The sequence below is a fragment of the Brooklawnia propionicigenes genome, assembly GCF_030297015.1.
Lineage (GTDB): Bacteria > Actinomycetota > Actinomycetes > Propionibacteriales > Propionibacteriaceae > Brooklawnia > Brooklawnia propionicigenes.
Genome location: NZ_AP028056.1, coordinates 899,721 through 917,982, shown reverse-complemented (window position 1 = coordinate 917,982; position 18,262 = coordinate 899,721). Strand labels below are relative to the sequence as shown.

General features: G+C 65.4%; 18 protein-coding genes. 7 read left to right on the top strand and 11 right to left on the bottom strand.

Going from position 1 to position 18,262, the window contains the following annotated elements; genetic code table 11:
- The first annotated feature begins 19 nt into the window (after nt 1-19).
- The 3 genes from QUE25_RS04160 to QUE25_RS04150 are packed head-to-tail and all read left to right on the top strand — an operon-like array spanning nt 20 to nt 3,396.
- Entirely contained in the window at nt 20-697 is a 678-nt protein-coding gene (locus QUE25_RS04160) for a histidine phosphatase family protein (RefSeq protein WP_286267856.1), read from the top strand.
- Nucleotides 698-724: 27 nt separating this feature from the next.
- Entirely contained in the window at nt 725-2,179 is a 1,455-nt protein-coding gene (locus QUE25_RS04155; protein ID WP_286267853.1) for a mycothione reductase, read from the top strand.
- Nucleotides 2,176-3,396, top strand: a complete 1,221-nt coding sequence (locus QUE25_RS04150) for a glycoside hydrolase family 3 N-terminal domain-containing protein (RefSeq protein ID WP_286267851.1) — start codon at nt 2,176-2,178, stop codon at nt 3,394-3,396. The genes QUE25_RS04155 and QUE25_RS04150 overlap by 4 nt, the downstream gene beginning before the upstream one ends.
- 7 nt (nt 3,397-3,403) lie before the next feature.
- On the opposite strand, the gene QUE25_RS04145 is transcribed toward QUE25_RS04150, so the two are convergent.
- Nucleotides 3,404-4,129 carry a glycerophosphodiester phosphodiesterase gene (locus QUE25_RS04145; protein WP_286267849.1) on the bottom strand — a complete coding sequence of 242 codons (726 nt, stop codon included), beginning with the start codon at nt 4,127-4,129 and terminating at the stop codon, nt 3,404-3,406.
- Between the two features lie 120 nt (nt 4,130-4,249).
- Complete coding sequence (locus QUE25_RS04140) at nt 4,250-5,626, bottom strand: aminotransferase-like domain-containing protein (protein ID WP_286267847.1); 1,377 nt, start codon at nt 5,624-5,626, stop codon at nt 4,250-4,252.
- 180 nt (nt 5,627-5,806) lie between these two features.
- Here QUE25_RS04140 and QUE25_RS04135 point away from each other — a divergent pair, with 180 nt between their 5' ends.
- Complete coding sequence (locus tag QUE25_RS04135; protein WP_286267845.1) at nt 5,807-7,180, top strand: aspartate aminotransferase family protein; 1,374 nt, start codon at nt 5,807-5,809, stop codon at nt 7,178-7,180.
- Nucleotides 7,181-7,265: 85 nt separating this feature from the next.
- Here QUE25_RS04135 and pstB read toward each other — a convergent pair whose 3' ends face one another.
- The 9 genes from pstB to dtd form a co-directional block, all read right to left on the bottom strand.
- The gene (gene pstB, locus QUE25_RS04130; protein WP_286267843.1) at nt 7,266-8,045 is read right to left on the bottom strand and encodes a phosphate ABC transporter ATP-binding protein PstB; all 780 of its coding nucleotides are present in this window, start codon (nt 8,043-8,045) and stop codon (nt 7,266-7,268) included.
- A gap of 33 nt (nt 8,046-8,078) precedes the next feature.
- Nucleotides 8,079-9,197: a phosphate ABC transporter permease PstA gene (gene pstA / locus QUE25_RS04125; protein ID WP_286267840.1), complete on the bottom strand. Its 1,119-nt coding sequence runs from the start codon at nt 9,195-9,197 to the stop codon at nt 8,079-8,081.
- A complete protein-coding gene (gene pstC / locus QUE25_RS04120) occupies nt 9,194-10,192 on the bottom strand; it encodes a phosphate ABC transporter permease subunit PstC (protein WP_286267839.1) in 999 nt (332 codons plus the stop codon). The genes pstA and pstC overlap by 4 nt, the downstream gene beginning before the upstream one ends.
- A 92-nt stretch (nt 10,193-10,284) precedes the next feature.
- Complete coding sequence (locus QUE25_RS04115; protein ID WP_286267837.1) at nt 10,285-11,379, bottom strand: phosphate ABC transporter substrate-binding protein PstS; 1,095 nt, start codon at nt 11,377-11,379, stop codon at nt 10,285-10,287.
- Between the two features lie 152 nt (nt 11,380-11,531).
- Nucleotides 11,532-12,410, bottom strand: coding sequence for an NUDIX hydrolase (locus tag QUE25_RS04110; RefSeq protein WP_286267835.1), 879 nt, complete (start codon nt 12,408-12,410; stop codon nt 11,532-11,534).
- A gap of 2 nt (nt 12,411-12,412) precedes the next feature.
- Nucleotides 12,413-14,509 carry an RNA degradosome polyphosphate kinase gene (locus tag QUE25_RS04105; protein ID WP_286267833.1) on the bottom strand — a complete coding sequence of 699 codons (2,097 nt, stop codon included), beginning with the start codon at nt 14,507-14,509 and terminating at the stop codon, nt 12,413-12,415.
- On the bottom strand, nt 14,509-15,402 hold the full coding sequence (gene mshD / locus QUE25_RS04100; RefSeq protein ID WP_286267832.1) for a mycothiol synthase: 894 nt from the start codon (nt 15,400-15,402) through the stop codon (nt 14,509-14,511). The genes QUE25_RS04105 and mshD overlap by 1 nt, the downstream gene beginning before the upstream one ends.
- Complete coding sequence (locus tag QUE25_RS04095) at nt 15,399-16,067, bottom strand: winged helix-turn-helix domain-containing protein (RefSeq protein ID WP_340312726.1); 669 nt, start codon at nt 16,065-16,067, stop codon at nt 15,399-15,401. The genes mshD and QUE25_RS04095 overlap by 4 nt, the downstream gene beginning before the upstream one ends.
- A gap of 74 nt (nt 16,068-16,141) precedes the next feature.
- Nucleotides 16,142-16,588 (bottom strand): D-aminoacyl-tRNA deacylase, encoded by a 447-nt coding sequence (dtd, locus tag QUE25_RS04090; RefSeq protein WP_286267830.1) that lies wholly within the window; start codon nt 16,586-16,588, stop codon nt 16,142-16,144.
- A 78-nt stretch (nt 16,589-16,666) separates the two neighbouring features.
- Between dtd and QUE25_RS04085 the strand changes: the two genes are divergently transcribed.
- From QUE25_RS04085 to ygfZ, 3 genes are read left to right on the top strand one after another with little or no spacing between them, the layout of a single operon-like run.
- On the top strand, nt 16,667-16,816 hold the full coding sequence (locus tag QUE25_RS04085; RefSeq protein ID WP_286267828.1) for a hypothetical protein: 150 nt from the start codon (nt 16,667-16,669) through the stop codon (nt 16,814-16,816).
- Nucleotides 16,817-16,838: 22 nt separating this feature from the next.
- A complete protein-coding gene (locus QUE25_RS04080; RefSeq protein ID WP_425332757.1) occupies nt 16,839-17,297 on the top strand; it encodes a heme-binding beta-barrel domain-containing protein in 459 nt (152 codons plus the stop codon).
- Complete coding sequence (gene ygfZ, locus QUE25_RS04075) at nt 17,294-18,226, top strand: CAF17-like 4Fe-4S cluster assembly/insertion protein YgfZ (protein WP_286267824.1); 933 nt, start codon at nt 17,294-17,296, stop codon at nt 18,224-18,226. Before QUE25_RS04080 ends, ygfZ begins: the two co-directional genes overlap by 4 nt.
- Nucleotides 18,227-18,262 lie beyond the last annotated feature (36 nt).

Here is an 18,262-nt window from a genome sequence, read left to right as displayed (position 1 = left end):
CAGCCGGTAGGCTTCATTCGTGCAACCCAGCCAGACAGACTCCAGTCCAGCAGCCCAGGTGCACGTCGTGCGCCATGGCGAGGTGTTCAACCCGACCGGCATCCTTTACGGACTGCTGCCCGGCTATCACCTCTCCGATACCGGCAGGGCCATGGCGAACCGACTGGCCGAGTACTTCGCCCCCATCGAACTTGAGCAGTTGCGCTCCTCACCGCTCGAACGTGCCCAGGAGACCCTTGCACCGATCGCAGCGACCCATCCCCAACTCCCGGTCCGCATCGATGACCGGCTGATCGAGGCCGACAACAAACTGGCTGGCCAGGTCTTCGGGAAGCACAACGTGGCGATCTTCGACCCCCGCAACTGGCGCTATTTCGTCAATCCGCTGCGCCCATCGTGGGGAGAACCCTATGTCGTGCTTGCCGCTCGGATGCTCGATGCGATCGCCGACACCGCGAGCGAGCTGAGCCCAACCGGGCAGGCCGTGCTGGTCAGCCATCAACTGCCGATCTGGATCGCGCGGCGCGCGGCTGAGGGACGCCCGCTCGCTCACGATCCCCGCAAGCGGCAGTGCACCCTGGCCAGCGTGACAACCTTCCGATTCACCGACGGCCACTTGAGCGGGGTGACCTACGCCGAACCGGCGCGCGACCTGCTGAGAGAAAACGGTAACAAGGCGTTTTCGTCCGGCCACTGAGGAGCGGAGGCTGAGAGGATGACAAGCATGCAAGACAACACAGCTGCCGCGGACCATGTCGATCTGTGCATCATCGGGTCGGGCTCGGGTCTGTCGTTGATCGATGACGACATCAACGACTGGCAGATCGCACTGATCGACAACGGCATCGGTCCCAACGACGCGTTCGGCGGCACCTGCCTGAACGCCGGCTGCATTCCCAGCAAGATGTTCTCGTTTCCGGCCACCTACGCTCTGGCGCCGACTCACGCGGCACGCGTCGATGTCGATCTGGGTGTTCAGGGGATCGACTTCAAGGCCATCCAGGCCCGCACGTTCGGCCGCACCGACGCCATCTCGGCGTCCGGGCTGGCCGGGTTGATCAGGCGTGAGAACCTGCAGGTGCTGTTCGGTTCGGCGACGTTCGTGGACGATCACACCGTGCGTGTCGGACACCGGCAGATCACCGCGGACCGTATCGTCATCGCCGCCGGATCGCGGCCACGCCAGGTCCGGGCGCCCGGCTTCGACGACCCTTATCTGCAGGCCTTCGTCTACACGTCGGAATCGATCATGCGAGTCGAGGAACTGCCGCAGCGCCTGATCATTCTCGGCGGCGGTATCGAGGCCGTCGAGTTCGCGCACATCTTCGCCGCGATGGGCTCACAGGTTTCGATCATCTCCCGCAGCGAGCCGCTGCTGCGGGCCCTCGACAGCTCGGTCGCCATCCGGGTCACCGAAGAACTCGCCCAGCGGCTGGTGCTGCGGCTCAACCAGAGCGTGATCGGGCTGGACTCGGACGATGCCGGGGGCGTGGTGGTCAGCACCCAGGATGCCCACGGCATCGAATACACCTACCAAGCAGATGCGGTGCTGACCTGCGTCGGGCGCATCCCCAATGGCGATCAATTGCGCGTTGACAAGGCCGGTATCTCGCTCGACGAGAAAGGCTTCATCCCCGTGGACCAGTATCTGCGCACCTCGGTGCCGCACATCTGGGCGCTCGGGGATGTCTGCTCGCCGCAGATGCTCAAGCATCTGGCGAATGCGCAGGCCCGGCTGGTAAAGCGCAATCTGCTCGCCGAACGGGCCGGGCGTCCACTGGAGGCCCGTGACGAGCGTTTCGTGCCGCAGGGAATCTTCACCGAACCGCAGGTCGCCTCCGTCGGGGCCACCGAGGAGCAGCTCCAGGAATCCGGCGTCGACTACGTTGTTCACGTTCAGGAGTACGCCTCGGTCGCCTACGGCTGGGCCATGAACGATATCGATCACTTCGTCAAGCTGCTCGCCGATCCCACCGGTGAACATCTGCTCGGCGCCCACATCGTCGGGCCGGACGCCACGATCTTGATTCAGCCGCTGGTGCAGGCGATGAACCTCAATCAGACGATCAGTGACGTGGCCAAGGGCCAGTACTGGATTCACCCGGCGCTGACAGAAGTGGTCGAGAACGCCCTGCTGGGCGTGCTGCGGGTAGCCGCCGAACAGAGCGCAGCGCTATGAGCAGGAGCCGTTGGACGGCTGGATTGCTGGTTCTGGCTCTCGGACTTGCCGGTTGCGCGGCCACCCCGAATGGCTCAGGTGGCACCGAGACCGGTTCGGTCACTCCCAGCCGGACGATCACCTTCTCGCCTCCGAGCCTGCCCGCGTCCGCCGACAGTGCGGCGACGATCGATCCGGCGACGCAGTGCTTCGCGTACGCCCAGCGGCTGAGCCTGGCCCAGCAGGTCGGCCAGCTCTACATGACCGTGCTGATGGCCGGTTCGGATGTCGATCAGGCGATCGCCCAGATCAGCGCCAGCGGCAATGGGGCGGTGATCCTGCTGGGTAATCGCACATCTGGACTGGCCGCTGTTCAGTCGGAGACCCAGCAGCTGCAAGATGCCGCCCCCGGCGGGATCCCGCTGCTGATCGCCACCGACCAGGAGGGCGGCCTGGTGCAGAAGCTCAGCGGGCCCGGTTTCGCCACCATCCCCGCGGCCACCGAGCAGGCGCAGCTGGACAACACCGAGCTGCGCGGCAGCTGGCAGCGCTGGGGGCGCGAGTTGCGCAATGCGGGGGTCAACTGGAATCTGGCGCCGGTGGCCGATGTGGTGCCGGCCGATCAGGTCGCCAACAACGCTGCCATCGGTCAACTCGATCGTGGCTACGGCTCGGACCCTGAGGTGGTCGGCCAGAAGGTCGCCGAGGTCATCGGTGGATTGAGCGATTCACGGGTGGCCAGCAGCGCAAAGCATTTTCCCGGGCTGGGTCGTGTCAATGAGAACACCGATTTCGCGGCCGGGCATGACCGCGTGAGCCAGTTGGACGATGCCGACCTGGCCAGCTTCCAGGCCGCGATCAACGCGGGTGCATCGTCGGTGATGGTTTCGTCGGCGATCTACGATCAGGTCGATCCGGACAATCCGGCGGTCTTCTCGTCCACGATCGTGACCGGGATCCTGCGGGAGCGAATGGGTTTCAACGGGGTCGTCACGTCGGACGATCTGGGGGCGGCGGTCGCGGTCGCTGGTTACCCGGTCGCCGATCGTGGGCTGGCCTTCCTGCGGGCCGGGGGAGACATGGCGGTGGTGGCCGACAGCGCGGCCGCGCAGCAGATGGTTGCCGCCACGCTGGCCGCTGCTCAGGCCGATCCGCAGTTCGCCTCCGAAGTGACCGAGAAGGCGGCCCGGGTGCTGGACCTCAAGACCGACCTCGGGTTGATGAGCTGCGCGTCGTGATGCCGGTTCAGGCGGACTCACTGTCGCGCAGTGCCCGTGCCGAGGCCGGCAGATTCGTGATGATCCCGTCGAGACCTTCAGCGATGAAACGCTGCCAGATCTCCGGTTCGTCCACCGTCCAGGGGCGAACCGGGATACCGGCCTGCTGGTAGTGCGTGATCTCGCCCGGCAGCAGGAGCTGAAGGTATTGCGGATGGGCCTGGGGGATGCCGACGATCTTCAGGTAGACCCACGGCCTCAGCAGACCATCGGGGTAGAGCGCCGCGACGGCGACCGAACGGTCGATCTGCTGGATCTCGTGCAGCACCCGGTGATCGAAGCTGCTGACGACAATGCGGTCGGCCATGCCCGATCGGTTGAGGTGGTTCACCACGTTCTGGGCGATCCCCGGATAGCGATGCGGCAGATTCTTGACCTCGACGTTCAGCTGCCGGTCGGTGGGAGCGTAGAGCTCGAAAACCTCCTCCAGACGGGGCACGCGTGCCACGCCCGTGGTCTCGTCGCCCACGTCCAGCTTCTGCAGGTCGTCGTAGGTGGCCTCGGCAATGTTGACTTTCTCGCCTCCCGGGACCTCCAGGACGTCGTTGTGGGCGCAGACCAGCACATCGTCGCTGGTCTGGTGAACATCGAACTCGAGACCGTCGGCGCCGTCGTCGATCGCGGCGCGGAAAGCCTCAAGCGTGTTGGATGCGGTGATCTGTTCCGACCTGGCGTGAGCCCAGATGAGAGTCATCGACCTGCTCCTCGGTGGGGTTGTCTGGTTATGAGCCTACTGTGCGGGCCTTCGGCTGTGACCGGCCGGGCCACTTCTTGACCGGGGTTGCACCGGCCGAAGCAGGATCTCGGCCCAGCATCAGTTCCGGGCAGCTTTCGCGATGATGGCGGCAACGGCGTCGAAGTCCGAGCGCAACCCGCCGAGCGTGATGCGCAGATGCCCGCCCGCATCCGACGCGCATTCCGGATTCGCGAGGAACTCCGTTCCCGCTGAGGCTCGGATCCCGGCCGCGAGCAGTCGCGTCATCGCCGCGTCCTCGTTCGCCACCGGGATCCACATGGTCAGGCCGTCGCCGGGCGGCACCACGATCCCGTGGGAAGCGAGCGCGGCTGCCATGGCGGTGCGGCGGTGCGCGTACTCCTGCGCGGCCTGGTCCACGATGGCCATGCTCGTGGGGTTCGTGAGCATGCCCACGAGCACCATCTGGAGCAGCCTGCTCGTCCAGCCGGTGCCCATCAGCCGGCGGGCAACGATGGCGTTCACGACGTGCGCCGGCCCGCCGAGCCCCGCGATACGCAGATCGGGACCATGGGTCTTCGAGTACGAGCGGACGTGTACAACGCGGTCGGGCAGGTAGACGCCCAGGCTCATGTCGCGAACCGGTGCGATCCGGCCGCTGTGATCGTCCTCAATGATCACGAGCCGATTGCGATTGCCGGTGCCGCTGGTGCGGGCCCGGATGATGGCCGCCAACTCGCGTACTCGCGTCGGCGTCATCGATACGCCGGTCGGGTTCTGCGCACGAGGCTGCAGGATCATTGCCCGGGCGCCCGCGGTGATCGCTGCTTCGACCGAATCGGGGGTGGCGCCGGCGTGGTCGAGGGCGATCGGGACGCGGACCAGGCCGAGCTGATCGAGGATGTCGAACACCGGGGGATAGCCGGGGCTCTCGACCGCGACGCGGTCGCCGAAGCGGACCACCTGATTGAGGGTGCGGATCAGCCCATCCATCGCGCCGTTGACCACGGTGATGCGCTGAGCCCGGAACGGCCAGGTGTCCTGGAGCAGCGATTCGAGCTGGGGCAACACTGGTGGTGCCAGGTAGGAGCTCACCTGAACGACCTCCAGATTCGCCGCGGCAGCCATCAGCGGCTCGCGAATGTCGGGCAGCAATGACGGATCGGGTGTGCCGGTCGACAGATCGAGATGCACCTCGGTGTCGATCTTGCGGCTAGGCCGGTAGCGCGGTGGTAGCCAGCTGGCGGGGGTGGGCAGCACGAAGGTGCCTGCGCGTCCCCTGGACTCGACCAGACCGAGGGCCGATAACGTATTCCATGCCGCCGCAACGGTGCCCGTGCTCACCCCGAGCTGGGGCGCGAGATCGTGAACAATCGGAAGCCGGTCGCCGGGTGAGACGACGCCCTCGTTGACCATGCGGGCGACGCCGGCGGCGATCTGGGCGGGGCTGCGTCCTTCGAGGCCTGCTGCGATCTGGGTGGCGGATATCTGGGCCACCGGTACCTCCTCGCTTGTCGATCTGGGCGCGGTCGCTCGCGCGGTGAGCATTTACAGACACGTAGATCAGCGGTTACGCCGCAGAAATATTCAATGCTGACAGTAATACAAACAACAGATGCAGCCGGTGGGTGTCGACGGACGTGCTCGCCGGCCTGTGACGGACTGAGGAAGGTACGTATGTCCTTGACAGCGCAGGTGATCACGGCCGAGAATCTGACGGCCCCGGTGAGCGCCGGGTTGACCGGCGCTGAGTTGGACGCCGCGGTCATCGCCGCAGATCACGCCCGGATATTCCACTCATGGTCGGCGCAGGCGCACCTGCCCATGTTCAGCGTGGCCGGAGGCCAGGGCGTCACGCTGTGGAACCATGCGGGCGAAAGCTGGCTGGACTTCTCCAGCCAGCTCGTCAACGTGAACATCGGCTACCAGCACCCCAAGGTCGTCGCGGCGATCCAGGAACAGGCCGGCGTCCTCACCACGATCGCGCCCTCCACGGCCAACCTGACCCGGGCGGAGGCGGCGGGCAAGATCTTGTCGCACGCCCCGGCTTGCTTCGAGAAGGTCTTCTTCACCAACGCCGGCGCGGACGCCAATGAGAACGCGATGCGCCTGGCGCGGCTGTACACCGGACGCGACAAGATCATCTCGCGCTATCGCTCATACCACGGCAACACGGGAGCGGCAGTGGTGGCCAGCGGCGACTGGCGGCGGGTCCCGAACGAGTATGCGCGTGGGCATGTGCACGTCTTCGGCCCCTACCTATATCGCTCGGAATTCTGGGCGACCACTCCCGAGCAGGAGTGCGCCCGGGCGCTGCATCACTTGGAGCGGGTCATCCAGGCGGAGGGGGCGGAGACGATCGCGGGCATCCTGCTCGAGACGGTGCCCGGGACCGCTGGGATCATGGTGCCACCGCCGGGCTACCTCGCCGGCATGCGGCAGATCGCCGACCGCTACGGCATCGTCCTGATCTGCGACGAGGTGATGGCCGGCTTCGGGCGCACCGGCAGCTGGTTCGCCTTCGAGCAGCATGACGTGGTGCCCGACCTCATCACCTTCGCCAAGGGCGTCAACTCCGGGTATGTCCCCGCCGGCGGTGTGCTGATCAGCTCACCGATCGCCCATGCCTTCGACGAGCGGGTCTTCCCCGGCGGGCTCACCTACTCCGGCCACCCGCTGGCAATGGCCGCGATTATCGCGACGATCACCGCGATGGAGGACGAGCAGATCGTCGAGAATGCCGCCGCCGTCGGCGCAACCGTGATCGGGCCGGCATTGGCCCGCCTCGCCGACACCAACCCGCTGGTGGGCGACGTGCGGGGCACGGGCGTGTTCTGGGCGGCAGAGCTGGTCTCGGACAAGCAGACCAAGGAGCCGCTGCCGGCATCGCGAATGGCCGCCATCAAGTCGGCCTGCCTGGCCAAGGGGCTCATCGCGTCGATCGCCGACAACCGCGTCCACGTGGTCCCCCCGTGCGTGATCACGACCGACGAGGCGGCCCGAGGCATGCAGATTCTGACCGATGTGCTGAACGAGGAGGCGACCCGGTGAGTGCGGCTGCGCCGCCAGGACGCACACCGACCCGGGGCCTGACGCTCATCTTCCGCTCGGGCCCGGGCCGGTGTGATCAGCGTGATCAGCCGAACTGGCCGGTGATGTAACGCTCGGTGTCCTGCTGAGCCGGGTTGGTGAAGATCTTCTCGGTGTAGTCGAACTCGATCAGATGCCCGGGCTTGCCGGTGCCCTCGATGTTGAAGAAGCCTGTCTTGTCGGAGACCCGGGATGCCTGCTGCATGTTGTGGGTCACGATGACGACGGTGTAATTCTCCTTGAGTTCTTGGATCAGGTCCTCGATGGCCAGCGTCGAGATCGGATCCAGAGCCGAGCAGGGCTCGTCCATCAACAGCACCTCGGGCTCGATCGCGATCGCGCGCGCGATGCACAGCCGTTGCTGCTGACCGCCCGACAGGCCATTGCCCGGGGCATTCAGGCGATCCTTGACCTCGTTCCACAGGTTCGCGCCCTTCAGCGAGCGCTCCACGACCTCGTCCTGCTGCGGCTTGGGCATCTTGCGCGCGTTCAGCTTGATGCCTGCCAGCACGTTGTCGCGGATACTCATCGTCGGGAACGGGTTCGGCTGCTGGAAGACCATGCCGACCTGCTGGCGCACCCGCACCGGATCGACGTTGGGGGCGTAGATGTTCTGGTCGTCCAGCAGCACCTCACCCTCGACCCGGCCGCCCGGGGTAAGTTCCAGCATTCGGTCCAGACTGCGCAGCACGGTCGATTTGCCGCAGCCCGACGGGCCGATGAATGCGGTAACCGAGCGCGGCTCGATCACCATGTTGACCCCTTCGACGGCGAGGAAACTGCCGTAGTAGATGTTGAGGTCCTTCAACTCCATGCGCTTGGCCATTGGCTGTGTCTTTCTGCTTTCTGGTGGTGGATCTCAACGATTGATCTTGGGGGCGAACTTCTTGGCCACGATTCGTCCGATGATGTTCAGGAGCATAACGATCAGCACCAGCACCAGCGCACCGGTCCAGGCCCGGTTGAAGAATGCGTCCTGCGGCTGACCGGGCCGGGTGTATTCGTAGTAGACGAAGACCGGCAGCGATGTCATCGGATTCACATTGTTCGCCCCGCCCGAAGGCAGCGGATTGGTGACCAGGGAATCCGTGTAACCCATCGTCACCAGAAGTGGTGCGGTCTCACCGATGACGCGGGCGATGGCCAGGATGACACCGGAGACGATCCCCGAGATGGACGTCGGCAGCACCACCTTCACGATCGTCCGCCAGCGGGTGACACCCAGCGCATAGGACGCCTCACGGAGCTTGTCGGGCACCAGCCGGATGATCTCCTCGCTGCTGCGCACCACGTAGGGGATCATCAGCACCGACAAGGCGATTGCACCCGCCAGACCCGACTTCGATCCGGGCGACAGCAGCACAGCGAACAGTCCGTAGGCGAACAAGCCGGCAACGATCGACGGAATGCCGGTCATGACATCCACCAGGAAGGTGATCGTCCGCTTGACCCAGCCCCTGCCGTATTCGACCAGGAAGATGGCGGTCAGCAGGCCGATCGGGACCGAGACCAGGGTGGCGATTCCAGTGACGATCAGCGTGCCGGAGATAGCGTGCGAGGCACCGCCACCTTCGCCCACGATATTGCGCTTCGACATCGTGAAGAAGTCCAGGTCGAAGCGGCTCAGGCCGCGCGAGGTGACCTCGGCCAGCAACGAGACCAGCGGGATCAGCGCAAGAATGAAGGCGCCGAAGATGACATAGCGGGCCAGCCGATTCGCCGCCCGGCGGCGTCCCTCGACGGCGAACGAGAGCGCGTAGATGGTGATCAGGAAGATCACCACGCCCAGTACCAGGGCACCGGCGAAGTTGAAGCTCCCCATCAGCGCGAGCAGTGCTGCGCTGACGCAGACGGCAACCACGAACAAGGCGACGTCGGTGCGCTTGGGCAACTGGCCTGCGGTCAGATGCACCTGCGCCGAGCGGTAGGTGTAGTTGTTGTTGGCCTCTCGCGGAGGCTTGACATCGATGGCGCTCACTTCGACTCCTTGCCTACGCGCTTCTTCTCGCGAGCCGCACGATCAGGTTTCGGGCCGCCCGTGATCGCGCGCCCTGCCATGTTCACCAGGAAGGTGATGACGAACAGCACCAAGCCGGTGGCGATCAGCTGCGGAACCGCGTAGCTGTCGGCCTCCGGGAAGCTCAGTGCGATGTTGGCGGCGATGGTGTTCGGGTTCTGCGAGGTCAGCAGCTGGAAGCTGACGGTGCGTCCGCCGGACAACACCATGGCGACGGCCATGGTCTCGCCGAGCGCGCGGCCCAATCCGAGCATGGACGCCGAGACGATGCCGGAGCGCCCGAAGGGCAGGACGACCTGCCTGACCATTTCCCAGCGGGTGGCGCCGAGCGCGAGCGAGGCCTCTTCCTGCAGTCCGGGGGTGCGCAGGAAGACCTCACGCGACAGCGAGGTGATGATCGGCAAGATCATGATGGCCAGCACGAGGGCCGCGGTCAGCATGGTGCGACCGGTGCCCGAGACGGTGCCGGCGAACAGCGGGATCCAGCCGAAATGGGTGTTCAACCACTGGTAGATGGGCACCAGCATCGGGGCGAGGGTGTTGATGCCCCACAGGCCGAAGACCACCGACGGCACTGCGGCGAGCAGATCGATGACGAAGGCCACCGGAGTGCTCAGCCGCTTGGGTGCGTAGTGGGAGATGTACAAAGCGATCCCGACTGCGACGGGGACGGCGATCAGCAGAGCGAGAAAACTCGCCCAGACGGTGCCGAAAAGATAGGGGGCGACATATGTCCACGTGTTGCCGTAATGCTGGTAGCGGGGATCGCCCAGAAATGCGGGCATAGCCTGCACAATGAGGAAAAGCGCCACCGCTGCGAGGATGACCAGAATCAGGCCACCCGAGCCGGCGGAAATGCCTTTGAAGATGGTATCTCCGAGATGACCGCGAGTGGACGTGAGGGATTGATCAGGTGCCGAGTCGGCAAGAGCGACTTGCGGGCTTTCAGCTGTCATGGCTGTCTCCGGACGCGTAACGAAATGCGGTGGTAGCGGGCAATGGTGCTCGGCCCCAGCCTAGGACTGGAACTGAGCACCATTGCGGGCAATCACTTGATGGAGGCGGCAGCCGCCTGCACGCCGGTGGCCAGCGTTCCGGACAGCGGCGCGTTGCCGGCCTGCGGGACAGCGGCCTCCTGGCCTTCATCCGAAACGATGTAGCTGATGTAGGCGTTCACGAGCTCGCCGACCGAAGCATCGCTGTACTGCTGGCAGACGATCGCGTAGGAGACCAGGACGAACGGGTAGCCCGCCGCGGTGCGATCGAGATCGAGTGCCCAGTCGTTGTCCTCACGTCCGGCGACGCGCGAGGACGCTTCGACGATCGCGCCAGCGGCGTCGGCTTCGGGGCCGGTGTACGCGGCGGAACCGTCCTGGCTGTACAGGGCCATCGACATGCCGTCCGGCACGCCCGACTCATCGGCGTAGCCGATGGTGCCCGAGCCGTTCTGCACGGCAGCGATGACACCGGAGGTGCCCTGCGCGGCCTCGCCGGCCAGCGATGCCGGCCAGTCACCCGAAGCGGCATCGGTCCACACGCTGGGAGCGACCTGGGCCAAGGTGGCGGTGAAGTTCTCGGTGGTGCCCGAGTTGTCGGAGCGGTGAACCGGCGTGATGGCCAGGTCGGGCAAGGTGACGCCCGAGTTCAGTTCGGCGATGGCCGGGTCGTTCCAGTTGGTGATCTCACCGCGGAAGATCTTGGCGATCACGTCGGCGGTCAGATGAAGATCGGAGACACCGTCGACATTGAAGACAATGGCGATCGGTGAGACATAGATGGGCAGGTTCAGGGGGAGGGTGTCGGCGGCGCAGCTCGCGAAGGAGCCGGTCATCTCGTCGTCCTTGAGCGCCCGGTCGGAGCCGGCGAATGCAGCACCACCGTCGGCGAACGCGGTACGTCCGGCGCCCGAGCCATCGGGGGAGTAGTTGACGGTGACCTTCGGATTGGCGGTCTGGAAGTTGGCTCGCCAGACCTCCTGGGCGGCCTTCGCAGAGCTGGCCCCGGTGCCCTGCAGGGTGCCGGACAGGCTGCTGGCAGCGCTTCCTTCAGCAGAAGTAGCGGTGCCGGATTCGTTGGTGGCGCAAGCCGACAACGCCAGCGCGACAGCAGCAGCCAGGGCGGCGCCCGCACGCACAGTCTTCACAATGATTCCCTTCGGGGTTCGTTGTTAGAGCAGGCCTTGAGTGGCCTTCAGTACCGAAGGTAGATCCGATCAATGACGAGATGCCTAGGCCAGGATGAACAGAAGGTTAACAACACGTGTACCTTCATGGATTCGGATGGCGGCAGGCATCGTCATAGCCGGGGTGCGATGTAAAGCGTCTGAGCCGAGTGATTCACCTGATCGGGGTACAGAATCGCAACCTCGCCCGGTCGCAACGGGTGATCGGTATCCATCCCGAAGAAGTTGAACATTGCCGGCAGGACCGGCCGATGACCACAAATCGCCATCGGGCGCTCGGCAGAACGCGCCAGTTCGGCCAGCTCGGCCATCGCCTTCCGCACGCCCTTGGGGTTGGCTTCGGCGGATTCCTCGCTCAACGCGTCGAAGGCGCGAATCTCGAGTCCGGACTGGCTCGCATACGGCGTCAGCGTTTTCATGCAGCGGGTGGAACTCGAACTCGCCAGCTCGCCGACCCCGAAAGCGTCGAAGAGCCCGGCCAGCGCGATGGCCTGACGTCGACCGCGTTCGGTCAGCCGGCGGTCGGCGTCGCGTCCCTGCCACTGTTTGCGGTTCATCGCTTTGGCATGGCGGACGATGAACAGGGGTTTGGTGACCGGCTCGCGCAGTGCCTTGACCAGCGTCTGCACGTCGTCGTCATAGCTGAGATCGCGGGCCGCCTTGCTCGTAGGCCACCATTCGACCTTGTCAGCCTCGTTGTCGCGGGTGCCGACCTCGTCGGTTGCCAGCTCTCCCAGCCACCACTGAATGACTTTGATGTGCGAATTGACCGGGTAGCTTGCGGTCGAGAGCGGACGCAGAAGCCGGATCTGGTGACCGGTTTCCTCGCCGACCTCGCGAACTGCGGTTACCGCGAGGTACTCGTCCGGAAGCATCTTGCCCTTGGGCAGGCTCCAATCGCCGTAGGCCGGACGATGCACCACGAGCACCTCACGGTGGTCGGCGTGCCCGCGCAGCACGACCGCGCCGCTGGCATTGATGATTCGCGTCATGGTCAGTGCCGACGCGTCGAGACCCGTGCGATCAGGAACTCCTGGATATCGCGCAGCGGCACACCGTTCTCGTCGGTGGTGACCTGGGTCCACGCCCGGTCGTGCAGCCGCCAGCTGACGGTCTGATCATCGAAGGCCAGGTCGAACAGTTCGCCGATCTGGGCGATATGACCCGGATTGGTGATCGAGACGATCGTCTCGACACGACGGTCGAGGTTGCGGTGCATGAGATCGGAGCTGCCGATACCCACCGAAGGATTGCCGGCGTTCTCGAACCAGAAGAGCCGGGAGTGTTCGAGGAAACGTCCGAGAATGGAACGCACCCGCAGGTTCTCGCTCAGTCCCGGCACGCCCGGGCGTACTGCGCAGATGCCGCGCACCCACATGTCCACCGGGACCCCGGCATTGGACGCGCGGTAGAGGGCGTCGATGGTGGCCTCGTCCACCACGGAGTTCACCTTGATGCGGATCCGGGCGGGCAGCCCGGCGCGGTGGTTGGCGATCTCGTGCTCGATGTTCTCGATCAGCCCGTTCCGGATGCCGGCGGGAGCGACCAGCAGCCGGCGATAGTTCGTCTCGCGGGTCATTCCGGACAGGTGGTTGAACAGCCGCGCGACATCGTCGGTGATGATCGGGTTGCAGGTCAGTAGACCCATGTCCTCGTACATCCGGGCGGTCTTCGGGTTGTAGTTGCCGGTGCCGATGTGCGCGTAGCGGCGCAGTCCGTCGGGTTCGTCACGCACGATCAGCATCAGCTTGCAGTGCGTCTTCAGCCCGACCATGCCATAGACGACGTGGACGCCGTACTTCTCCAGCTTGCGTGCCCAGGCGATGTTGGCCTGCTCATCGAAACGGGCCTTGATCTCGACGAGCGCGAGGACCTGCTTGCCGGCCATCGCAGCTTCGATGAGGGCATCGATGATGGGCGAATCGCCGCTGGTGCGGTAGAGGGTCTGCTTGATCGCCAGTACCCGCGGATCGGCGGCGGCCTGCTCGACCAGCCGCTGAACGCTGGTCGCGAACGAGTCATAGGGGTGCTGGACGAGCACGTCCTTCTTGCGCAACGCCTTGAAGATATCGGCCGGCTTGCTGGATTCGACACCCATCAACAGATCGGGATGAGTCTTGGGCAAGAAGCCGGGGTAGCTGAGGTCTTCGCGGTCGATGCTCGTCAACGCGAACAGCCCGGTCAGGTCGAGTGGCGCGGGGATCTTGAAGACTTCCCGCTCGGAGATGTCCAACTCGCTGGTCAGCAGCTTGAGCATCTCGTCGTCGATGGTCTCTTCGACCTCCAGGCGCACCGGTGAGCGCCCGACCTTGCGGCTCAGCAACTCCTTCTCGAGAGCGAAGAGGATGTTCTCGGCATCGTCTTCTTCGACCTCGACGTCTTCGTTGCGGGTGACGCGGAAGGTCGTGTACTGCAGCACCTGCATGCCGCTGAAGACCTCGTCCAGATGTTCGACGATCAGTTTTTCCAGCGGGATGAAGCGTCCACTGCCGAGCGGGACGAAACGGGACAAGATGCTGGGCAGCTTGATCCGGGCGAACTGGCGTCCCTCGGTGGTCGGATGGTTGAGCAGCACTGCCAGGTTGATCGACAGGCCCGAGATGTAGGGGAACGGATGCGAGGAGTCCACGGCCAATGGCGTCAGCACCGGGAAGATGCGCTCGGTGAACAGCTCGTGCATGCGGTGCTGTTCGTCTTCGGTGAGCTCAGCCCAGTCGAGGATCCGGATGCCCTGGTTCTCGAGGGCGGGACGGACGTCCTCGTTGAAGACCCTTGACTGATCGGCGACCAGCTCGGCGGTTCGCGTCAAGATCGCGTCATGCAGATCACGCGGCATGATGCCGGCCGGCGACGGCACGGCAACGCCCGCGTCGATTCGCCGTTTCAACCCGGCGACCCGCACCATGTAGAACTCGTCGAGATTGGACGAGAAGATCGCCAGGAACTTGGCGCGCTCGAGCAGCGGGACACGCTGGGCGTCCTTCGCGAGATCCAGCACGCGGTTGTTGAATGCGAGCCAGCTCAGTTCACGGTCGGAATAGCGTCCTTCGGGAAGCTCTTCGACGGTTGGAGCCTCAGCCTGCAGTGACATCAATCCTCCTTGCCATAGTCATAGGAGACATCAGTATGGGTGACCTCGAATCCGGCCGCCCGGTACATCTCGACGACCCGTTGATTGGCCGCTTCGACGTACAGGTCGATGGTCGATGCCCCCCGATTACGCATGAGAATGATACCGGTCTCCAGCAGCGCCCTGCCAAGCCCGTGACCGCCCACGTCGGGATGCACGCCGATCACATAGACCTCGCCGTCGGGGCCCTCGACCTTGGTCCAGTGGTAGCCGACCAGCTGCCCGGATCGGGCGTCGCGGGCCACCAGCAAATCCTCGTCGCGATGCCAGGGCTCGTCCATGCGGGCCAGGAAATCGGCGGCGGTCAGGGCGCCTTGTTCGGGGTGATGGGCGAATGCGGCGGCGTTGACGGCCACCAGTTGATCGAGATCGGCCGGCACGTAGTGATCGAGGACGAAGCCCTCGGGCATCGCGGTCGCTTCGGTGAGCGGGGACGTGGCCAGATCGAGGCGCATGATCAGCAGCCCGCGGATCACCGTCAGCCCCAGTGCGGACGCCAGGGCCTGGGCGCCGGGCAGGTTCCCGAATGCCCACCAGCTGGTCGGGTGGTCGGTGGCGATGATCTGCTCGGCGAGCGCGCGGCCGATGCCCTGTCTGCGGTGATCGGGATCGACCACCAGCTGAACGCTGCCATCGCGTGGGTCGAGCTGTGCGTAGCCGATCAGCCCGATGGCCGGATCCGAGGAGGTATCCAGCCAATGGACGACGTGGGCGCTGCCGCGTCCGGCCAGCGCCAACTGCGCGGCCTCGTTGAGGGGAGGGGTCCGGTCTGCTTGTTGGGCTCTGGTCGCCAGCGCCGTGACTGCGGCTTTGTCCGCGTCCCGCAGATCATGGTGGCGGCTGATGAGGCTCATGACTGTCTGTCTACCGCGAATCTGTAGCCAACGTTGCGCACCGTGCCGATACAGGAATCGAATTCGGGCCCGAGTTTGGCGCGCAGCCGCCGGATGTGCACATCGACGGTTCGGGTGCCGCCGAAATAGTCATAGCCCCAGACCTCGCTGAGCAGTTGCTCGCGGGTCAGCACCCGGCCCGGATGGGCGACCAGATACTTCAGTAGTTCGAACTCGGTGTAGGTCAGGTCGAGCTGCTGGCCGCCCACCGTGGCGACGTAGGCGTCCTCATCGATGATGACGGGTCCGGCACTGAGTACATTGCCGGACGACGCGGTGGCCATCAGCAGCTTGATGCGGGCATCGAACTCGGCGGGTCCGGCGTCGTCGAGGATGAAATCTTGGATGTGCCAGTCGGGCGCGACCACGGACAATCCGCTGGCGGGAATCAGCAGCAGCAGCGGCCAGCCCGCGGTGCTGTTGACCAGCAGCTGACAGGTGGCGCGGGCGGCCGCGAGGTCGCTGCGCGCATCCACGATGAGAATGGCCGAACTCGCAGGAAATGCGATCGCCTGGTCGCCTCCAACCACCGGATGCACGTTGTGGTTGAGTAGTCCCAGAGCACTGGGAGCAGGCGTCACGCTCGCCTGACCACTGGCAGGCGTGACGAAGACGATCTCGGCCACGCGAATCCTCTCCCTCTGCTTGCCCGGGAGATTCCGTGGCGACCCGTCCGACCACGAGATCTCTGAAACTCCTCTTAGGATACCGATCCCCAATCCGCCGAGTCGAGCAGGATCGTTACTGGACCTTCATTGACAAGTTCTACCCTCATATAAGCACCGAAGATGCCGGTGGCAACTTCGGCGCCGCAGGCACGTAGCGCGGCGCAGTAGGCGTCGACGAGGGGTTCGCTGACCGGGCCGGGAGCCGCACGGTTCCACGACGGGCGCCTACCCTTGCGGGTGTTGGCGTAGAGCGTGAACTGGCTGACCACGAGAATCGGGGCGTTCAGATCGCTGGCCGACTGTTCGTCGGCGAGGATGCGCAACTGCCAGGTCTTGTCGGCCATCTTGTTCGCGATCTGCTCGTTGTCGTCGTGGGTGATGCCGACCAGGGCCAGCAGACCCGGACGGGTCAACTCGCCGGTCACCTGACCGTCCACCAGGACTCTTGCCGAACTCGCTCGTTGCAGTAGGACACGCACGTCTCAGGAATAGCAGGGAACCCGGGCCGGCCGAAACTGTGCCCAAACGGGCGTCCGGCGGCCAACTAGACTTGCGGGGTGGCCCTGTTCACCTTGATCGTGCTCGTCGTCGTGACCGTCCTCATCGGACTGGGAGCGCTCGTCGGGCTGTGGCAGGCGCTGCGGGCAGCCGGTCTTCTGCCGGGGCCCGGAACCAGAGTCAGGAGCAGACGTGGCCTTCGAAGTTGATCCCGACCTCAATCAGGCATTGATGCCGCTGGCATGGATGATCGGCCGCTGGCAGGGCAACGGGCATGGCAGCTGGCCCGGCATGGGCGATTTCGAGTTCGGCCAGCAGATCGACTTCGCCACCAATCGCGGGCCGTATCTGCATTACCTCTCGCAGACCTGGACGCTGGATGCCGACGGACAACCCGATGAGCCGCTGACGATGGAGGGCGGGTTCTGGCGTCCGGCCGGGATCGGCGAAGTGGAGGTCGTGCTGGCCAATCCGGAGGGCTGGGCCGAGGTCTGGGCCGGCACTGTGCAGGGTGCGAAGATCGAGCTGACTACTGATGTCGTGGCACGCACCACGACGTCCGAGCTCAACTACACCGGCGGCCGCAGACTCTACGGCAACGTCGAGGGCGACCTGCTGTGGACCCTCGATCGGGCCACCACCGAGGTCGACCTGCAGCCGTACATGTGGGCAAGGCTGACCCGCGCATGACTGGCATCGAACTCGACGAGGGACCGGATGCGGGGATGGCCTGGCATTTCGGCCAGCCCCTGAGCGAACAGCGCTCGATGATCGCCGGGCAGGGCGCGGTCCAGCTGGCGAGCCGGGAGGTCTTCTCGGTGACCGGCGACGAACGGCTGAGCTGGCTGCACTCCTTGACTTCCCAGGCGCTCGGCTCGCTGCAGCCGGGCGAGGGCGCCGATGCCCTGGTGCTTTCGCCGACCGGCCAGATCATCCACGGGTTCGGGTTGGTCGACGACGGTTCGGTGGCCTGGTGCTGGACCGAACCCGGAGGTCGCGATGCGTTGCTCGCCTGGCTGGAGTCGATGAAGTTCTGGACGCCGGTCGATCTGGCGGTCCGCGACGACCTGCGCCTGTGGTGGCTCGGACGCGACGTCGCGCTGCCCGATGAGGTCGTGGTCGCTCGTCCGGGTGCCGTGGCCGGTGGCGTCCAGGTGCTGCTGCCTGCCGGTGTCGAGGTCGGCGCGACGGCCGAGGTGGGGCAGTGGGCCCATGAGGCCACGCGGATCGCCGAAGGTGTGCCGCGGATCGGTCTGGATACCGATGAGAAGACCCTGCCGAACGAGCTCGGTCTCTACGGAACAGCTCTTGACAAGGGATGCTATCCGGGCCAGGAGACGGTGGCACGGGTGCACACCCTGGGCCGCCCGCCGCGCCGTCTGATCCGACTGCTCTTCGACGGCGACCTGCCGCAGCCGGGAGCCCCGATCAGTCTGGGCGATCGCGTTGTTGGTCGCGTCGGCACGGTGGCTCAGCACCATGAACTGGGCCCGCTGGGGCTTGGGCTGGTGAAGCGTTCGGTTCCGGTGGACGCAACCCTGGACGTCGGCGGCATCGCGGCGGCCCAAGAAGCGCTGGTCGACCCCGAGGTGGGGGAGCATTTCCGTCCGAAGCTGTGAGCCCGGTTCGCGTGTTCAGTTCTGCCCGCGGACCGG

Bases quoted from the DNA above. Each gene is read 5' to 3' on its own strand.
- QUE25_RS04155 (WP_286267853.1), top strand. From the start codon at position 725: ATGCAAGACAACACAGCTGCCGCGGACCATGTCGATCTGTGCATCATC.
- QUE25_RS04150 (WP_286267851.1), top strand. From the start codon at position 2,176: ATGAGCAGGAGCCGTTGGACGGCTGGATTGCTGGTTCTGGCTCTCGGA.
- QUE25_RS04145 (WP_286267849.1), bottom strand. From the start codon at position 4,129: ATGACTCTCATCTGGGCTCACGCCAGGTCGGAACAGATCACCGCATCC.
- QUE25_RS04135 (WP_286267845.1), top strand. From the start codon at position 5,807: ATGTCCTTGACAGCGCAGGTGATCACGGCCGAGAATCTGACGGCCCCG.
- pstB (WP_286267843.1), bottom strand. From the start codon at position 8,045: ATGGCCAAGCGCATGGAGTTGAAGGACCTCAACATCTACTACGGCAGT.
- pstC (WP_286267839.1), bottom strand. From the start codon at position 10,192: ATGACAGCTGAAAGCCCGCAAGTCGCTCTTGCCGACTCGGCACCTGAT.
- QUE25_RS04110 (WP_286267835.1), bottom strand. From the start codon at position 12,410: ATGACGCGAATCATCAATGCCAGCGGCGCGGTCGTGCTGCGCGGGCAC.
- QUE25_RS04105 (WP_286267833.1), bottom strand. From the start codon at position 14,509: ATGTCACTGCAGGCTGAGGCTCCAACCGTCGAAGAGCTTCCCGAAGGA.
- mshD (WP_286267832.1), bottom strand. From the start codon at position 15,402: ATGAGCCTCATCAGCCGCCACCATGATCTGCGGGACGCGGACAAAGCC.
- QUE25_RS04080 (WP_425332757.1), top strand. From the start codon at position 16,839: ATGCCGCTGGCATGGATGATCGGCCGCTGGCAGGGCAACGGGCATGGC.
- ygfZ (WP_286267824.1), top strand. From the start codon at position 17,294: ATGACTGGCATCGAACTCGACGAGGGACCGGATGCGGGGATGGCCTGG.